Source organism: Prevotella aurantiaca (assembly GCF_015262605.1).
In the GTDB taxonomy this organism is placed as follows: Bacteria; Bacteroidota; Bacteroidia; order Bacteroidales; family Bacteroidaceae; genus Prevotella; species Prevotella aurantiaca.
Genome location: NZ_JABZSJ010000001.1, coordinates 129258 through 145823, shown reverse-complemented (window position 1 = coordinate 145823; position 16566 = coordinate 129258). Strand labels below are relative to the sequence as shown.

The 16566-nt window shown below is 44.2% G+C and carries 15 protein-coding genes; 11 read left to right on the top strand and 4 right to left on the bottom strand.

Annotation, left to right across the window (positions count from 1 at the left end; genetic code table 11):
- The first annotated feature begins 276 nt into the window (after positions 1-276).
- From ileS to HXN26_RS00510, 8 genes are all read left to right on the top strand, one after another.
- The gene (ileS, locus tag HXN26_RS00545; RefSeq protein ID WP_273158127.1) at positions 277-3945 is read left to right on the top strand and encodes an isoleucine--tRNA ligase; all 3669 of its coding nucleotides are present in this window, start codon (positions 277-279) and stop codon (positions 3943-3945) included.
- A 114-nt stretch (positions 3946-4059) separates the two neighbouring features.
- Positions 4060-4443 (top strand): TraR/DksA family transcriptional regulator, encoded by a 384-nt coding sequence (locus HXN26_RS00540; protein WP_024999760.1) that lies wholly within the window; start codon positions 4060-4062, stop codon positions 4441-4443.
- Positions 4444-4451: 8 nt separating this feature from the next.
- The gene (locus HXN26_RS00535) at positions 4452-5141 is read left to right on the top strand and encodes a lipoprotein signal peptidase (RefSeq protein ID WP_273158124.1); all 690 of its coding nucleotides are present in this window, start codon (positions 4452-4454) and stop codon (positions 5139-5141) included.
- Positions 5142-5179: 38 nt separating this feature from the next.
- A complete protein-coding gene (locus HXN26_RS00530) occupies positions 5180-6151 on the top strand; it encodes a DUF4296 domain-containing protein (RefSeq protein ID WP_273158122.1) in 972 nt (323 codons plus the stop codon).
- Positions 6148-6363, top strand: a complete 216-nt coding sequence (locus HXN26_RS00525; RefSeq protein WP_273158120.1) for a hypothetical protein — start codon at positions 6148-6150, stop codon at positions 6361-6363. The genes HXN26_RS00530 and HXN26_RS00525 overlap by 4 nt, the downstream gene beginning before the upstream one ends.
- 70 nt (positions 6364-6433) lie before the next feature.
- Entirely contained in the window at positions 6434-8077 is a 1644-nt protein-coding gene (locus HXN26_RS00520) for a M23 family metallopeptidase (RefSeq protein ID WP_273158119.1), read from the top strand.
- Positions 8078-8127: 50 nt separating this feature from the next.
- Positions 8128-9765: a dipeptidase gene (locus tag HXN26_RS00515; RefSeq protein WP_273158118.1), complete on the top strand. Its 1638-nt coding sequence runs from the start codon at positions 8128-8130 to the stop codon at positions 9763-9765.
- A 1145-nt stretch (positions 9766-10910) separates the two neighbouring features.
- Entirely contained in the window at positions 10911-11231 is a 321-nt protein-coding gene (locus HXN26_RS00510) for a hypothetical protein (RefSeq protein WP_273158116.1), read from the top strand.
- A gap of 210 nt (positions 11232-11441) precedes the next feature.
- On the opposite strand, the gene HXN26_RS00505 is transcribed toward HXN26_RS00510, so the two are convergent.
- Together HXN26_RS00505 and HXN26_RS00500 are read right to left on the bottom strand one after the other, a co-directional pair.
- Positions 11442-11810, bottom strand: coding sequence for an MmcQ/YjbR family DNA-binding protein (locus HXN26_RS00505; RefSeq protein ID WP_273158114.1), 369 nt, complete (start codon positions 11808-11810; stop codon positions 11442-11444).
- A gap of 84 nt (positions 11811-11894) precedes the next feature.
- Positions 11895-12452: an NAD(P)H-dependent oxidoreductase gene (locus tag HXN26_RS00500; RefSeq protein WP_273158112.1), complete on the bottom strand. Its 558-nt coding sequence runs from the start codon at positions 12450-12452 to the stop codon at positions 11895-11897.
- A gap of 382 nt (positions 12453-12834) precedes the next feature.
- Between HXN26_RS00500 and HXN26_RS00495 the strand changes: the two genes are divergently transcribed.
- The 3 genes from HXN26_RS00495 to HXN26_RS00485 are packed head-to-tail and all read left to right on the top strand — an operon-like array spanning position 12835 to position 14884.
- Complete coding sequence (locus HXN26_RS00495; protein WP_273158111.1) at positions 12835-13893, top strand: DNA/RNA non-specific endonuclease; 1059 nt, start codon at positions 12835-12837, stop codon at positions 13891-13893.
- Between the two features lie 38 nt (positions 13894-13931).
- The gene (locus HXN26_RS00490; protein WP_273158109.1) at positions 13932-14510 is read left to right on the top strand and encodes a hypothetical protein; all 579 of its coding nucleotides are present in this window, start codon (positions 13932-13934) and stop codon (positions 14508-14510) included.
- Positions 14510-14884, top strand: coding sequence for an Imm10 family immunity protein (locus HXN26_RS00485; RefSeq protein WP_273158107.1), 375 nt, complete (start codon positions 14510-14512; stop codon positions 14882-14884). The genes HXN26_RS00490 and HXN26_RS00485 overlap by 1 nt, the downstream gene beginning before the upstream one ends.
- A 160-nt stretch (positions 14885-15044) precedes the next feature.
- Here the strand turns inward: HXN26_RS00485 and HXN26_RS00480 are convergent, their stop codons facing one another.
- Positions 15045-15623 carry a DKNYY domain-containing protein gene (locus HXN26_RS00480; protein WP_420541264.1) on the bottom strand — a complete coding sequence of 193 codons (579 nt, stop codon included), beginning with the start codon at positions 15621-15623 and terminating at the stop codon, positions 15045-15047.
- A 212-nt stretch (positions 15624-15835) separates the two neighbouring features.
- The gene (locus HXN26_RS00475) at positions 15836-16555 is read right to left on the bottom strand and encodes a hypothetical protein (protein ID WP_273158105.1); all 720 of its coding nucleotides are present in this window, start codon (positions 16553-16555) and stop codon (positions 15836-15838) included.
- Positions 16556-16566 lie beyond the last annotated feature (11 nt).

Below are 16566 nucleotides of genomic sequence, written 5' to 3'. Positions count from 1 at the left end.
TAGCGTTTTATCTTCTTAATACCAAATAAATAGCATTGTTTTTTTGTAATTTTTTTACTATTGTCGTGTTTCTGTTCTAATCGTTTTGCAACGTCAGAGTAGGGGTGTTGCAGCCCTTAGAGCCACCCCGATAAGCCAAGAAGACCCTGTATGCGCCACCTTTCAGTTTCTATCGGAGTTTCGTTTCGTCTTTTTTTCATTATTTCTCCCCCATAATTAAAATAAAATACGTACATTTGCATTTCTAAAGAAAATAGGTAACAGAAACATACGACTATGGTAAAGAAATTCGCCGAACATAACGGACTGAACTTGGTAGGTACCAATAAAGACGTATTAGAAGCATGGAAGAAGAACGATATCTTCCATAAGAGTATCGATGAACGCGAAGGTGAACCGCAATTCATCTTCTTTGAGGGTCCTCCATCAGCTAATGGACACCCTGGAATACACCATGTGCTGGCGCGAGCCATTAAGGATACGTTCAACAGATATAAGACAATGCAGGGCTTTCAGGTACATCGCAAAGCTGGTTGGGACACACACGGACTGCCAGTAGAGCTCGGTGTGGAGAAAGAACTGGGCATTACGAAGAAAGATATAGACAATAAAGCGTCTGAAAAATATATTTCGACAGAGGAATACAACCACAAATGTCGTGAAAACGTGATGAAGTTTACAGAAGAATGGCGTAAACTTACAGAAGAAATGGGATACTTTGTAGACCTCGACAACCCTTACATCACCTACGATAACAAATATATTGAAACACTATGGTGGCTCTTAAAACAGCTCTACAACAAGGGATTGCTTTACAAAGGTTACACCATTCAACCTTATTCACCAGGTGCTGGTACAGGACTTTCAAGCCACGAGCTGAACCAACCAGGTTGTTATCGCGACGTAAAAGATACTACCGCAACAGTACACTTTACCATCGTAGAAAACGATTGGAAGGCTTTTTGCCAGAAACAAGGCATCAAAACCAATGCGTGGGGCAAACCTTCGTTCCTCGCTTGGACCACTACTCCATGGACATTGCCATCGAATGTGGCACTCTGTGTGGGCCCGAAGATTGAATATTGGATAGTTGAAACATACAATCCATATACTGCCGACAAGGCAACAGTGGTAGTAGCATCTACAAGAGTGGCAGCTTACTTCAAGCCAGAAGGCGAAGTGAAGGAAGGAGAAATGCCTGCTTACGAACCAAACGATAAGGTTTTGCCTTACCGTATCGTGGGTAAGGTGATGGGAACCGACCTCGAAGGTGTTCACTACGAGCAACTTATGAAATGGATTAAGCCTGTTGAACGAATCGGAGAGCTCGCTCCTGCATTCGTAAACAACTACGCTGACACACATAAAGATAAGATCTTCCAAAGCGAGGACGGCCGCGACGCATTCGTAGAGATGGAAAGCGAAGCCTTCCGCATTATACTTGGCGACTACGTTACTACCGAAGACGGTACTGGTATCGTACATATTGCACCAACTTTCGGTGCCGATGACGCCAAAGTAGCGAAGGATGCGAATATTCCAGCACTCTATCTTATCTCGAAAAAGGGCGAAACACGTCCTATGGTAGACTTGCAAGGCAAGTATTATACCATTGAAGAGCTCGACAAAAACTTCGTTTCGGCTTGCGTAAACATTGATGCTTACGGCAAACATGCAGGCGATTACGTGAAGAATGCATACGATCCACGCTTCAATCCAGATGGTGTGTGGGACAAAACAGGCTCGGAAAAGGCCGAAGACCTTAACATTATGCTTTGCATGGAGATGAAAATAGCAGGCGAAGCATTCAATATTCAAAAGCATACGCACAACTATCCGCACTGCTGGCGTACCGATAAGCCAATTCTTTACTATCCGCTTGACAGCTGGTTCATCAAAGATACGGACGCAAAAGCACGTATGGTGGAACTTAATAAGACCATCAACTGGCAGCCAGAGTCTACAGGTACAGGCCGATTTGGCAACTGGTTGGAGAATCTTAACGACTGGAACTTGAGCCGCTCGCGCTTCTGGGGCACGCCGTTGCCTATCTGGCGCGACGATAAACGCAACGAAAAGTGCATCGGATCGGTTGAAGAACTGTACAAAGAGATAGATAATGCAGTGGCAGCAGGCGTTATGAAGAGCAATCCACTAAGGGATCGTGGCTTCATAGTAGGCGATTTTAGTCAAGAAAACTACGATCGTATCGACTTACATCGCCCTTACGTGGACGAAATCGTACTCGTTAACGACGCAGGAGAGCCTATGCGACGCGAAGATGACCTTATCGACGTGTGGTTCGATAGTGGTTCTATGCCTTACGCACAGCTCCATTATCCATTCGAAGGCGAAATAAATAAAGAGGGTTTGGCCAAAACTGGACTCTCAGAAGAGGAATATCGCAAGCAACTTGTAAACTCTTCGTACAGCGGAATAGCTGTTCCGCCAGCTTTCTACCCAGCCGATTTCATCAACGAAGGCGTTGATCAAACACGTGGTTGGTTCTTTACACTGCACGCAATCGCTACTATGGTGTTCGATTCGGTGGCATTTAAGAACGTAATATCAACTGGTCTCGTGCTCGATGCAAAGGGTAATAAGATGAGTAAGCACGTGGGCAACGTTACTAATCCGTTCGAAATGATGGAGAAGTATGGCGCCGATCCAGTGCGTTTCTATATGATGACCAACAGCGAACCATGGGATAACCTTAAGTTCGACCCCGATGGTGTAGACGAATGTCGCCGCAAATTCTTCGGCACATTATATAATACGTATAGCTTTTTCGCCCTTTATGCAAACGTAGATAACTACGAACTGCCTGCTGAAGGCACTCCTGTGCTGACTGAAGATGCTACCGAGATTGACCGTTGGATTATTTCTAAACTCAATTCGTTGGTAGATAAGGTTACAAAAGAGCTTGAAAGCTACGACCCAACACGCGCTGGACGCTTGATAGACAACTTCGTTAACGACGATTTGAGCAACTGGTACGTGCGCTTAAACCGCAAACGCTTCTGGGGAAAGGAGATGAGTGGCAACAAACGCAGCGCTTATGACGCGCTATATACATGTCTTATGACGGTTGCTAAGCTTGTTGCACCATTCGCTCCATTCTATGCTGACGAACTATATCACGACCTTGGCGGCAAGAAAGAGAGTGTTCACCTCGACAAGTGGCCTGTTTCTGATAAAGCAAACATCGACCTCGACCTCGAAGCACGTATGGATATGGCACAGCGCATCACTTCTATGGTATTGGCTTTGCGCCGTAAAGTGAACATCAAAGTGCGCCAACCGCTCGCACAAATCATGGTTCCAGCCATCGATAACACACAACGCCAGCACATTACAGCTATGGCAGACCTCATAAAGAGCGAGGTTAATGTGAAAGAACTTAACTTCGTAGAAGGTCAAGGCATACTTGTGAAGAAAGTGAAGTGTAACTTCCGTGTCATGGGAAAGAAGTATGGCAAGCTCATGAAAGACGTTGCTGCAAAGATGAACAGCCTCAGTCAGGAAGAGATAGCGCAGTTCGAACAGAGCGGAAACTTCGCTTTCGATTTGCAAGGAGAGCCTATCAGCGTAGACGTAACCGATGTTGAGATTATCTCAGAAGACATGCCAGGCTGGCTTGTAAGCAACGAAGGCAACCTCACAGTGGCCCTCGAAGTTGAGCTAACCGACGAGTTGAAGAAGGAAGGAATGGCTCGTGAACTTATCAATCGTATTCAGAATCTCCGCAAGGAAACTGGTTTCGAAATCACAGACCGCATCATTGTTACCATAGCACCTCATGAAGAAGCTGCTGCAGCAATCGCTGTCTTTGGCGAAGACATTAAGACTCAGGTGCTCGCAAACGACATCTTGGTGGCTGAAAATAATGGAACAGAAGTGGAATTCGACGACTTCAAGCTCAACATTCTCGTACAAAAAGCATAAGAAGGAGGACTGCTTGTGGTGGCTGAACGCTCTTCCACCACAACGCAGTACACCTTATTATATATTAAGATAAAAGGAAAAAGTTCCAAGTAAAACACTATTAAGCTAAAAACTATGGAGGAAAAGAAGCGTTATAGCGATGAAGAACTCGAGGAGTTCCGCGCTATTATCAATCAGAAATTAGAGATTGCAAAGTCTGATTATGAGGAAACCATGAAGGTGTTGATGAACAAAAACACCAACGATGTAAATGATACATCACCCACTTACAAGACTTTGGAAGAAGGAAGCACCAATCAATCCAAGGAAGAACTCGTACAAATGGCACAGCGTCAGCAGAAGTTTATTCAAGGTTTGCAGGCAGCTTTGATACGTATAGATAATAAAACATACGGTATAGATCGAATAACGGGAGAACTAATTCCCAAGGAACGCCTCAGAATAGTGCCACACGCAACACTCAGCGTGGCATCGAAGCAGGCTAATAAAGACCATTAAAGGTTCAAATGAGCACCAAAAAGAAAAGTGTTATCGCAGCAGCAATCATCGGGTTGCTGCTGTTGATTGACCAAATAATAAAGGTAGAGGTGAAGCTAAACATGAATATTGGCGAGGAAATCGTCATATTCGACTGGTTTCGCATCTCGTTTATAGAAAACCGCGGCATGGCTTTCGGCATGGAAATCGGTAGCAAACTCTTCCTAAGTTTGTTCCGTATCGTTGCTGTAGGAGGCCTAACGTGGTACATTTATAAAAAAATCAAAGAGGGAGCAAGCATGGGTTACATCGTCGTACTGAGCATGATTTACGCTGGAGCGGCTGGAAACATCATCGATTCACTTGTCTATGGCGAAATATTTACGGCCTCGCACCCTTATTATAGCAACTTACCGCCTGCCCAACTCGTACCATGGGGCGAAGGCTACGCATCGATACTGATGGGCAATGTAGTTGATATGTTCTCGTTTCCGCTGTTCCATGGCACCTTCCCCGACTGGTTCCCAGTGTGGGGTGGCGAAGATTTCACCTTCTTCTCAGCCATCTTTAACTTTGCCGATGCCTGTATTTCTGTGGGAGTAGTAGTGCTTTTCTTGTTCTATCGAAACGACTTTAACAATACAGGATCCGCACAATTGGTAGCAGAAGATGACGAATGTGTGGTTGAAGACAACGAGCCTACGCAGACGAAAGAATAACACAAACAACAGCAAACAAATAAAAATCAACAACAGCAATGCACGTACAAACACACAATAAGCGTAAAAGAAGTTGGGCAAAACTCCTCGTCTTGCTCGCATTTGTGTTGGTTTCGTGCAAGCCAACCGTACCTTCAGAATACATTCAGCCTGATGAGATGGAAGATTTGTTGTACGATTACCACGTTGCCATGTCGATGGCATCGGTTAAAGGCGTATCACCCACCGAGCAAGAAGCCTACAAGCTGGCGGTGTTCCAGCGCTACGGAATAGACCAAACCGAGTTCGACAACTCGCTAAAATACTACACCCGCCACACCGAACGCCTGAAAAAGATGTACGAAAAGATAGGCGACAGGTTGAAAAAAGAAGCCATTGCACAAGGAGCAACGGCCTCCGACTTCAGTCAATACGGTGGAACGACACTCAATGGCGACACTACAAACGTGTGGGACAAGGCCAAATCGATGGTATTATTACCACAATCGCCTTACAACTACGACTATTTTGAAATCAAAACAGATACCGCCTTCCACCGAGGAGACCTGCTAACGCTTGAGTTCGACCCCTTGTTCATAGTGCAAGATGGTACCCGCGAAGGTGTGGCAGTATTTACTGTAACCTTCAAAAACGACAGTGTTGCCATCGAAACGGCACGCTTCTTCAACGATGGACACCAAGTAGTGGCTATCGTAGACGACGCTCGTCTGGGTATAAAGAGGGTGCGTGGCTTCTTCTACATGCCGCCACCGAAAGAAGAAACAACCACTTTCCGCCTCTTAGCCATCACCAATATCAAGCTTATTCGCATGCATCAGCAGAAGCCGCCAGCCGTTGTGCCGTCCGATTCTGTCGATAACAACTATCCAATACGCAACGTTGGCGGTGAACCAGTGGGCAAAGATCAAGGTCAGATACCCCCAAACGGAGGCCAACCCGTTATTGAGAAAGTGCGAACACCAGAGGAAGCCCGTATAGAAAGAGGCATTCCCACGCCCCAAACACGATGAGAAGGGTAGCCGCAAACACGGCAATATGCAACGATAAACGCATAGAACCTGCCGTTATAGAACTCGTTGGCAACGCCGTAGTGCGTTGTTTCCCCCTCAAAGAGGAGCTTGCCATGACCGAATGGATAGGCGGCGAGGTTCAGATACAAGACCATGAGGGCAACCTCTGTGCCTATAAAGATGGCAAAATGCTCACCGAACATGCTTTGTAAAGGCACAAACAAAACAACAAAACAAAAATAAAACAACAACAAAAGAATAAAGAAAACGAGTTAAAAACCAATGCAACTCTTTGTTAGTTTACTGCTTTCAGCCCTCTCTTTCGGCTCGCCTGTACACATACCAGTGCAACTTGCCGGCAATTTTGGCGAACCACGACCCAACCATTTCCACTGTGGCATCGACATAAAGACCGAGCGTGGCGTAAACTTCGGCATCTATTCTATAGCCGATGGTTATATTTCTCGAGCCATCGTAGGCGAATATGGATTCGGCTACGCCCTTGTTGTGGCTCACCCCAACGGCTATTCCAGTTTCTATGTCCACCTCAATCGCTTTGCCCCACAGGTGCAAGCAGCCGTAGAACGCTGGCAATATGCACATAAAAAGTTCAATGGCGACATACATTTCCGCCCTGGTGAACTCCCAGTAAGCAAAGGACAGTTCATCGCTCTTAGCGGAAACACAGGTTCATCGCAAGGTCCGCACCTCCATTTAGAGGTACACCAAACCGCCACCGGCAACCTGATGGACCCCCTGAACTGGCTTTCCCACATCGCTCCTGATACACAAGCACCCACCGCTTATTCCTTTAGAACCTACCCACAGCAGGGGCAAGGCGTCTTTCAAGGTACACAAGAAAGTCGCATTTGCTCGTTTGGCGAAACCCGATACCCCGCCTGGGGCAAGGTAGGTTTCGGCACATGGGCTTACGATCACATGGATAGCGTGTACAACAACTATGGCGTTCGCTATACAGAACTATATTGCGACGGCAAGCTTATCTATAAAAGCGATGTGAACAACATACCCCAGAAGTGCAACAGAATGATTAATGTGTGGGGCGATTACGACTATTTCTCAAGTCATCGCACATGGTATTTGAAATCGTTTGTTGAACCAGGAAACCGCCTTCCATTCATTAAGACCAATGCATCGAAGGGAATTATCGACTTCAATCAACAGCGAGAGTACCACCTTCAATATGTTTTCCGCGACTACTACGGTAACAAAACCATTAAAGATATATATGTAGTAGGCACTCCCCATGCCATTCCGCCCGCACAGCCCATAGGCAATGGCAACACAGCCCTACTCGTAAACCGCAACAACAACGTAGCTTTTGGTGCAGCTTTGCTCCATGTAAAGGGCGACCTTTTGGCTCGAAACAGCCTCTTACACCCCCAGCAATACAATGTTCCAGGTGCCTTATCGCCAGGCTATCGCTTTGCTCCGATGTCGTTCCCACTGCTCAGTTACACCGATTTAAAGGTACGAATAGCCACCCCTCCAGCCGTTCCGTCTAAGCTATACATGGCTGCCCAGTCGCCAACGAGCGGTCCTGGCACACCGCCCATGTTCTGCGGAGGCACTTATAAAGACGGTTGGCTACAAGGAAACATACGCGAACTCGGTCTGGTTTACTATGCTGCGTACGACAATACGAAGCCCGTAATCCGACAAACGTCCAACAGTCCGACGTCGTTATCCTTCCAACTGACCGACACAGGTAGCGGAGTGAAGAGCTACGAAGCCTATCTCGACAACAAGTTTGTGTTGTTCGAACAAGGCAAAGACCGTTCTATCATCTTCTGCGACCTGCGCAAAACGCCCCTTCCACCTACGAAAGCGCAACGCACGCTGCGCATTGTCGTTACCGACCGCAGGGAGAATGTGGCCACCTATACAACGCAATTAGTTTATTGACGAACTATATATATAATGTGAAAGTAATATTTTTAAAAACCTACATAATTATGAAGAAACTACTATTAGCAGTGCTTGCCATCTGCACATACGCAACGGCAGAGGCTTGTACAAACTTTATTGCAACACGTGGTGCAACCACCGACGGCTCGGTTTACGTTACTTACAGTGCCGACGACTACGGTATGTTCACCAATCTTTGCCACTATGCCGCTGGCAAACACGCAAAGGGAACAAAGCGCGAAATCATTGATTACGACTCAGGCGAACGCCATGGCTTTATCGATGAGGCTGCCGAAACCTACAATGTTATCGGTAACATCAACGAGTATCAGCTCAGCATTGGCGAAACAACCTATGGCGGACGTGAAGAAATGATCGATAAGACAGGTATTATCGACTACGGTTCACTCATGTATTTAGGCTTACAACGTGCCAAGACAGCTCGCGAAGCCATCAAAGTGATGACCGAATTGGTAGAAAAATACGGCTACCAGTCAAGTGGCGAAAGCTTTACCATAGCCGATCCTAACGAGGTTTGGATTCTCGAAATGATGGGTTGCGGTGGCGATAAGAAGCAAAAGGTGGTATGGGTTGCTGTGCGTATCCCTGACGGAATGATTTCAGGACACGCCAATCAAGCCCGTATCGGTCAGTTCTCTACCTACAACACCGATGTAATGACATCTAAAAACTGCATCAAATACGCTCGTGAGAAGGGCTGGTTCAACGGTAAAGACAAAGACTTTAACTGGAAAATGGTTTACGCAGCACCCACTTTCGGCGGCCGTCGCTACTGCGATGCACGCGTATGGAGCTTCTTCAACCACTTCAAAGATATGTCTCGCTACTTGCCTTGGGCGCTTGGTAAAGACAAAAACGCCGAAGATATGCCTCTTTGGATACAACCAGACCGCAAGCTAACACTCGCTGATATGCAGATGAGCATGCGCGATCACTACGAAGGAACAGCACTTAGCACCCTTAACGACTGCGGTCAAGGACTTTGGGAGATGCCATATCGCCCAACACCATTGACATTTGAGTACAACGGAAAGAAGTATTTCACAGAGCGTCCAGCCTCTACACAGCAGAGCGCGTTCTCTTATGTGTGCCAGTTACGCTCATGGTTGCCACGCGAAATCGGTGGTATCATCTGGTTTGCAAACGACGATAGCAACATGGCAGCGTATGTTCCAATCTATTGTAGCAATGTAGAGCGTGCTGAATGTTTCAATACACCAGGCGCAGATGCCGTTACTTTCTCAGACAAAAACGCATTCTGGGTATGCAACTGGGTGGCAAACATGGTTTATCCACGCTACTCTCAGATGTTCCCATCGCTTAAGGAAGTGCGCGATCGTTTGGAAAAAGGCTATGCAGCCAACCAAAAGTTGATTGAAGAAAGAGCGCAACAACTCTACCAGAACGATAAGGCTGCAGCTATAAAGTTGCTCAACGACTACTCAGTTGCTAAGAGTAATGAAATGCTTGCAGAGTGGAAAAAACTCGCAACCTACCTTATCGTGAAGTACAACGATATGGCTGTGAAACCAGAAAAAGACGGTAAATTCGAACGTACAGAGGAGGGATGGGGCGCTCGTCCAGCACGTCCAGGCATGAGCCAAGCCGCTCGCAAGGCGCTCATCGAGCAAACTGGCGACAAGTTCGAAGTACCAGCAGAATAAAAAAGCAGGGTTCGGAAACCATAAGAACAAACGCTTTACGACCGATTTCTTCGGTTCTTGCAAAATAAAAAAGTGTGTTTTACACAATAAAAAATAAGTTTCTGCGATATATAGATGTAGAAAGTCTATAAAACTGAACCCTAACATTTCAATAAGTGCAGCTCCAAACCATCATGTTTGGGGCTGTTTTTTTGTTTCAGAACCAAAGCTTACGAAACTATTTTCCCGTTTTTAAGTTCACTGTAAAAGATGTTTTCTATTTTAAAACCCTAATAACGAGCAACGGAAATTAGGAGAAAGCAATCTACTTTTTTGAGTGAATAAGCAGTAATATAGGTGTAAATATTTTTCATAAGTATGATTTCTGTCTAACTATCATGTTATCAATGCCTTACAATACCCATTGTTTTGCACTCTAAAAGCATAGGTTTTGCACGATAAAAGAGCCTGTTTTGAACGACAAAACAGGCTCTTTTGCAATGCCAAAACAAAACTATCGTTTTTCTTCGGAACTTTCTTTACAAAGTTGAGTAGACATAAAGGATTTATAAAAGTATTTATTTCACTCATCTGAAGAAAAATTTGCGCAAACCCGCAGTTATTCATTGATAAAAGAAGATCTGCGCTTTTAAACGAATAATGCGTACTTTTTATGTTGTTTTGATAAAATTAGTTGCTTAATATTCTATTTGTATTACTTTCTTTGTTTGTTTATTTATTTCTATGTATCTTTGCATATCTCTTTGAAATTTGATATTTTATCAACATTTTTATTTTAGTTTTTAGTCATTATTTACCCTATATATAGAATGGATTATGGGAGACCTTAGGTTAAAAAAACAGAAAGACGTGCAAGAGAAAAATAGTAACTTTGTATTGTCAGATGTGTCTAAGGAGGTGCTTCAGAATAGAAGAATATCTGTATATCAGTACTTGTTGTGAATACAGACACTAACTCTTACTCGTTTTATTTCATAAAATATGAGTATATAAATAAAGATGGGCACATACAAAACAGATTGTATAGGTTCACATCTACAAAGTCTAAGATATGTTATATTGTGCTCGTTGAAGAATACGAGCACAATATTTTTGCGGTAAAGTTTTACCCTAAGGCTTGGAGATGGTCTAAACACAAGTACCAAATGCTTACGGGTACATACGAACCGAGACGCATTATCAATACATGTGTCAATATAATGCTTACCATTTATAGGGAAAACACCAATGCATCATTTGGGTTTATTGGTGTAAATAGTAAGAATGAAGGACCTAAAGAAACCAAAAGATATAAGGTATATTCCACTCTTATAGCAACTTATTTCAGCGATAAATACTTTCTTCACATGGAAAATAAAGAGAAAAGCGCGTATCTATTGATTAACCGTCAAGCCTTATTAAGCAACCCAACACTGGTAAAAGACATTGAAGACTTCTTTAAAAGGCAGTATAGTTACTTTGATTAAAATAGCTGTTTTCCCATTGTTTGAATGATTGAAACATTGTAGGAATAAACGCATTGAACCATATTTAAAGACAAAGTCAACATTTTTTGCACGCTAAAAGCGGCTGTTTTGCCTTGCAATATAGGTACTATTGCAAAGCGAAACAGCCGCTATTGTTTTTTAAACCTGCTCTTTTTGCGAATTTAAATAGAATTTAACGATTGAGGGAAGCTACACCAATTTGTGGCATTCGTATTTCGGCAACGACGAAAGAACACGGTGGTAGGCTTCGTCTACATGTTCGATGATGTGGCTGTCGGGCATATCTTGGTTAAAGAAAACCGATATCCAGTGCCTATGATTCATGTGATAAGCAGGGCGTACAGCATCGTATTCCGCCTGCAAATCGGCAGAAACATCGGGTGAAGACTTAAGAATACAGCAGTAGAACACCTCGATATTCACCAAGCAAAACCACTTGTTGCCAATCGAAAACACCAGTATGTTGTGGTCGTAGTCGTTCTTGGACTTATCGAAATGCATTTCCTCGCTAACTTCTTTCAACGATAAGCAGTGGTTACGGAAGTCTTCTATGTTCATAGAACATTCGTTTTTGCACAGCCCGCCTTGTTCTTTCGGTGGTAGCTACAACCGATATTTCAACGATTGTCTTGATATTCAGCCTTACGCCAGCTTGTTCATGATGTCAGAAACATGCTTTTCTGCCATAGGAGGGAAGGTGGTTTCGGCAGTTCCATCGCCCGTATTGCGGAACCCTCCATTGAAAATTAGCCCCTTATAGTTCATGCCACAGAACGAGAACATGGTGTTTAGGTGCTTGTTAATATCGTTTATGCCCACACCTTTAGTACCTTCTTCGTATGCATTGGTAGGCGAACCAGCTGTGATACCCACTAAAATGTTCTTTCCTTGCAGTGCTTTGCCATTGCTACCATAAGCCCAACCATGCACAAAAACCTCTTCAATCCATCGCATTACGATAGATGGAATTGCGAACCAGAACAGCGGAACCTGAATAATAATGGTGTCAGCCCACAACAATTTTTCCTGTTCTGCCTTTACATCGATGCGATAATCGGGATAAAGTTGCGCCAAATTGTCTTCTTTTAGTGATGGTATGCGTTCCTTAATACCCTTTATTATCAACTTGTTTGCTACCGAATGTTGTTCGTAAGTATGTCCTGTAACGAGCAATACGTTACCCAATTTGTTTGTTTCCATTGTCTTTTACCTTTAAAATAACTATTCTTTTATCTGTATCCATGCCCTTTTGTGCGTATCTAAAATGTTGGCATGGAAGTTTTTTATCCCTCTTTTTGCAAATAAATATTTGCCTTGTGTAATGACAAAGATAGTAATATTCTTTCTGAATTGTGCATTCTTTTCTTTGTTTTATTTCTTTTTTTCTGTAACTTTACACCACCATAGACGCACCCAACTCGGCGGAAGAGTGGGGCGATGGCGATGGAATAGTAGGCTGATTCTCTATCGGATAGCACGAATTATTTCCGATAGGCCGACACAGCATATTGCCACGTGGTGCACAAAATCGTATTGAAAGAGAAAAGAAAATCTAAATTTACTAACCCCAAAAGGACAAGCTATGAAGAAATTCTTGTTGTTATTGCCTGCATTGATGATGACTATCGGTATGCAAGCGCAAACCAAACTAACCATTGAAACGAAGAAAGGAACTACCTATACCTTTACGATTGACAGAGATGCAGACAGCATACGAGTCGTAGAAGGAGTGGTTGTGAAAGTCTATCCCAAGAACTCGAAGGTGTCGATAGACTACCCTTTGTCGCAGACAACACAGCCTCTTGTCGCAGGAAACGCCAACAAGAACACGAAGAAAGACCTTGCTAAGAACAAGGAAGGCTGGCGTTTAGAGTTCCCACGCTTCTATCAAGGCAGCAACGTAACCTACGAAAAGTCGTATTACATCAGCGATATGGCAGGCAGCCCAGTGAACTATTCCGTTGAATGGGACGGCACAAAGCGCGCCAATCGTTGGACTTGTTATCAGATGTATGACGCCGTTGCCGAAAAGAATGGCAAACGAAAAGATGCCTTTAAGGCCGATACCAGCATACCCGCCAAGTACCGTTCCGAACTGGCAGACTATGTAGAGTCGGGCTATTCGCGTGGTCATCTATGCCCTTCCAACGACCGCATCTGTTCGTCGGAGGCCAATGCGCAAACCTTCTACCTCACCAATATGCAGCCACAGCTACAAGGACATAACGCAGGAGTGTGGTCGCGGTTAGAGCAACGCATCAAAAACGGCTGGTTCTACAAGAAGGGAACACAAGAAAAAAAGTGCGATACGCTCTACATTGTAAAGGCTGCTACCATCGATAACCAAGCCGATATCATGGGACGAACAAAGCCAAACGAACGTAACGTGAACCATCTCATCGTACCAAAGTATTTCTATATGGCGCTGTTGGCTTACGATTGTGCTACCAAAAAGTACAGAGCGATGGGCATTTGGTCGCCCCATGTAGCTTCGAACTCGCCTACCGAATACATCACAATAGCCGAATTGGAAAAGCGAACAGGCATCGACTTCTTCTGTAACCTGCCCGACGACATAGAGAAACAAGTAGAAAGTACGCTCGATAGCCATTATTGGGAGGTGTCGCCGTCCAAGAAATGATGCAGAAAAATGGGCATAACATATTGAAAACAAGACGAATGTATAAAATAGAACAAATACAAACAGGATTCGATCAGATTGTAAATTTCAAGTCGGTAGCCGACTCTGACAGGTATTGGAAGTACTTTGTAGAGAACGAAGATGTAATTCGTGCAGAATATGTGAACCCCTTGCTGATAGCCGACACAGGCTATTCGCTTCGCCAGCTCGAGCGTTTAGACTTCTTAAACTGTATTCTGCCCATTCCCATTTTCTCTGAACGGTTTGTAGAAAAGAATGGCGACACACTGAAAAACGACCTACTTTTCTTGCCGTGTAGGGTGCAGTTCCACGACAAAATACTTACTTTCTACATGGCTCGCATACTGAAAGAGGCCACCATATTAGATGTGGAACTAACTGGCAGAAGGCAACTTACCGATGGATCGTGGGTTTGCGATGCGCCCTATGTGTACGTACAGCCCGACGATGACGTATATATTGTGCGCGATGCAAGCCACAGAAGCCATTACATCGTAACGGAAAAGTTCAGAGAAATAAGCACCGACTTTCGCATGGAGTGGCACAAATTGACACCGAACAACACATTCGGATATCATGTTTACAGCGAAAAATAATGGAGAAAATAGAGTTTAAAGCCAAAGCTATAACGGCTTCGAAAAGCAGCAGGGACAACTATTATATGGTGGGACTGGCTGACGACGAATACAATTACGATAAGTATATTCTGTTTCAACGCCCCATTAAGTTGGACAAAGACGACGACCCAGACGCCGATAGCAACGGTTTGTATGCCGAATGTAACGGCGATATCTGTTACAATGGGTGCCGTTTGGCAACAATTACAAGTAAAACCATGAGCTTTGCGTTCGACGATAGCATCATCGTAGTAGATGTTTCGGACGTAAAAATAAGCAAACGCTTTGTGGAATACAGCAAGGAAATATTCAAAGAATTGCTGCAACTATCCGACGATAGCATAAAAGCATAGCAGTCGAAGCTACTAAAACGAAAAGCCCCTACGCAGTTCTCGTTTGGTGAGATAACTGCGTAGGGGTTGGAATTATATTGACGCTGACACCCAAGAGGGTCAGACGGAATGAGTGAGAGTGCTGTTTTTGTAAGTCGGCAATAGTCTTCCGACCTTTTATTTACTTAATTTTCTTACCCTTATAATAGCTTTCGAAAGTATCTTCGGCATAGCCATTTTCGAGAACTCTAAAGGTGCTTGTGAAGGCTCCGTCTATCTTTTTACCCTTGTAATAGACGTTGAAGCTGTCTTTTCCATATCCCCAACCAAGGTCTTTAAAGCTTCTTGGCGAGTCGCTAATCTTATTACCGCGGTAGATAACAGCGTTGTTGGTGATGATGTAGCGATAGTAATCGTCGTCATCGTCGTAATCATCGTCCATCGAATAGTCGTCTGGGTAAGGCTTAACCGCTATGCGTAGACTGAAAGTGTATGGGTCTACGTAAGGAAGAATACGTCCCATGTAGTACACATTGTATCGGTCTTTAGCGTAACCGAAGCCTAAATCGACGAACGTACGATAGTCGGCGTCTCTTATTGGCTGTCGTTCGTAGTAGACACCCTGTTGGTTAAACGAGTAGAGTTTCTTATTTTGTTGCTTTGGTTGTGCGCTCAATGTTAGTGTAAAGGCAGCGAATAATAAGATAACGCTGCAACGTAGGCTGGTAAAGTTCATCTTTTTCATATTCTTTCCTTTCATGTTTTATGCCCGTAGGCTGATGGTTTAATGATATTGCAAAGGTAGCAGTAAAAACTGATACTGCCATCGGGAATGTCCTAAAACGCCATAGGAAAATCGGACTTTCTGCGGTTTCGTTGTGGGGATTTGCGTCGTTTAGTGACGAATAAACGTACAAAAGCAAGCAAAACATACTTGCCACGTAGAGTGCTAAAAGGGGTTGCGTGCAGCCATTAAGGCGTTGTTGCAGCCTGTTCTTTCCTCTTCCACCATATTATATAATAGGAAAGCGCCAGCATTAGCACCGATACGACAACGAGAAAGCCGATAACTGGCTGTGCCGCAGACTGCATTGCTTCGTCAGAAAAGCCCCCTTCAGGCTGTAAAGTGCGAAGGATAAGGAGGGCGATAAGTAGGATAAGCGCACCGAAAAGGAAGCTAAGACGCTTGAAAAAGGTAGATATGAGGAAGAAAAACGACGTGCCAAAGAAGAAGAGAGGCAACGTATAACACGCCAATAGGTTGAAGAGTCGAACTCCAAACAAGTGGGTGATGTAAGGAGAATCGCCGCCGATATTATCGAAAAGGTGAACGATGGCAACGAAAAAGAGGACGGGCAACAGTACGAAAAGAATCCAACGAACCGCCCATTCCTTTAAAACCGAAATGCCCAACTTCGACATTTGTTGGCTACCAAGGGCTGTCATGCCGTACGAAGCTATCATGCAGCAAATCACAAAAGCAATATGATAGTTGAAAAAAATCGTTGTTTCTTCGGGCGTAATATCCACTCCTGTGCCGTCAGTAAAGGAGGAATTGAGCATCTTAGGCACTGTCATCAATACCAAAGCAAGCCCCATTGCTATGATTTGCTTCCACTTTGCTGCGTCCCACAAAGCCTTTACAACCTCCATTACTCCCATACGTTCTTCCATAGAATGTCCCAGTTCCATTTTTATTCACC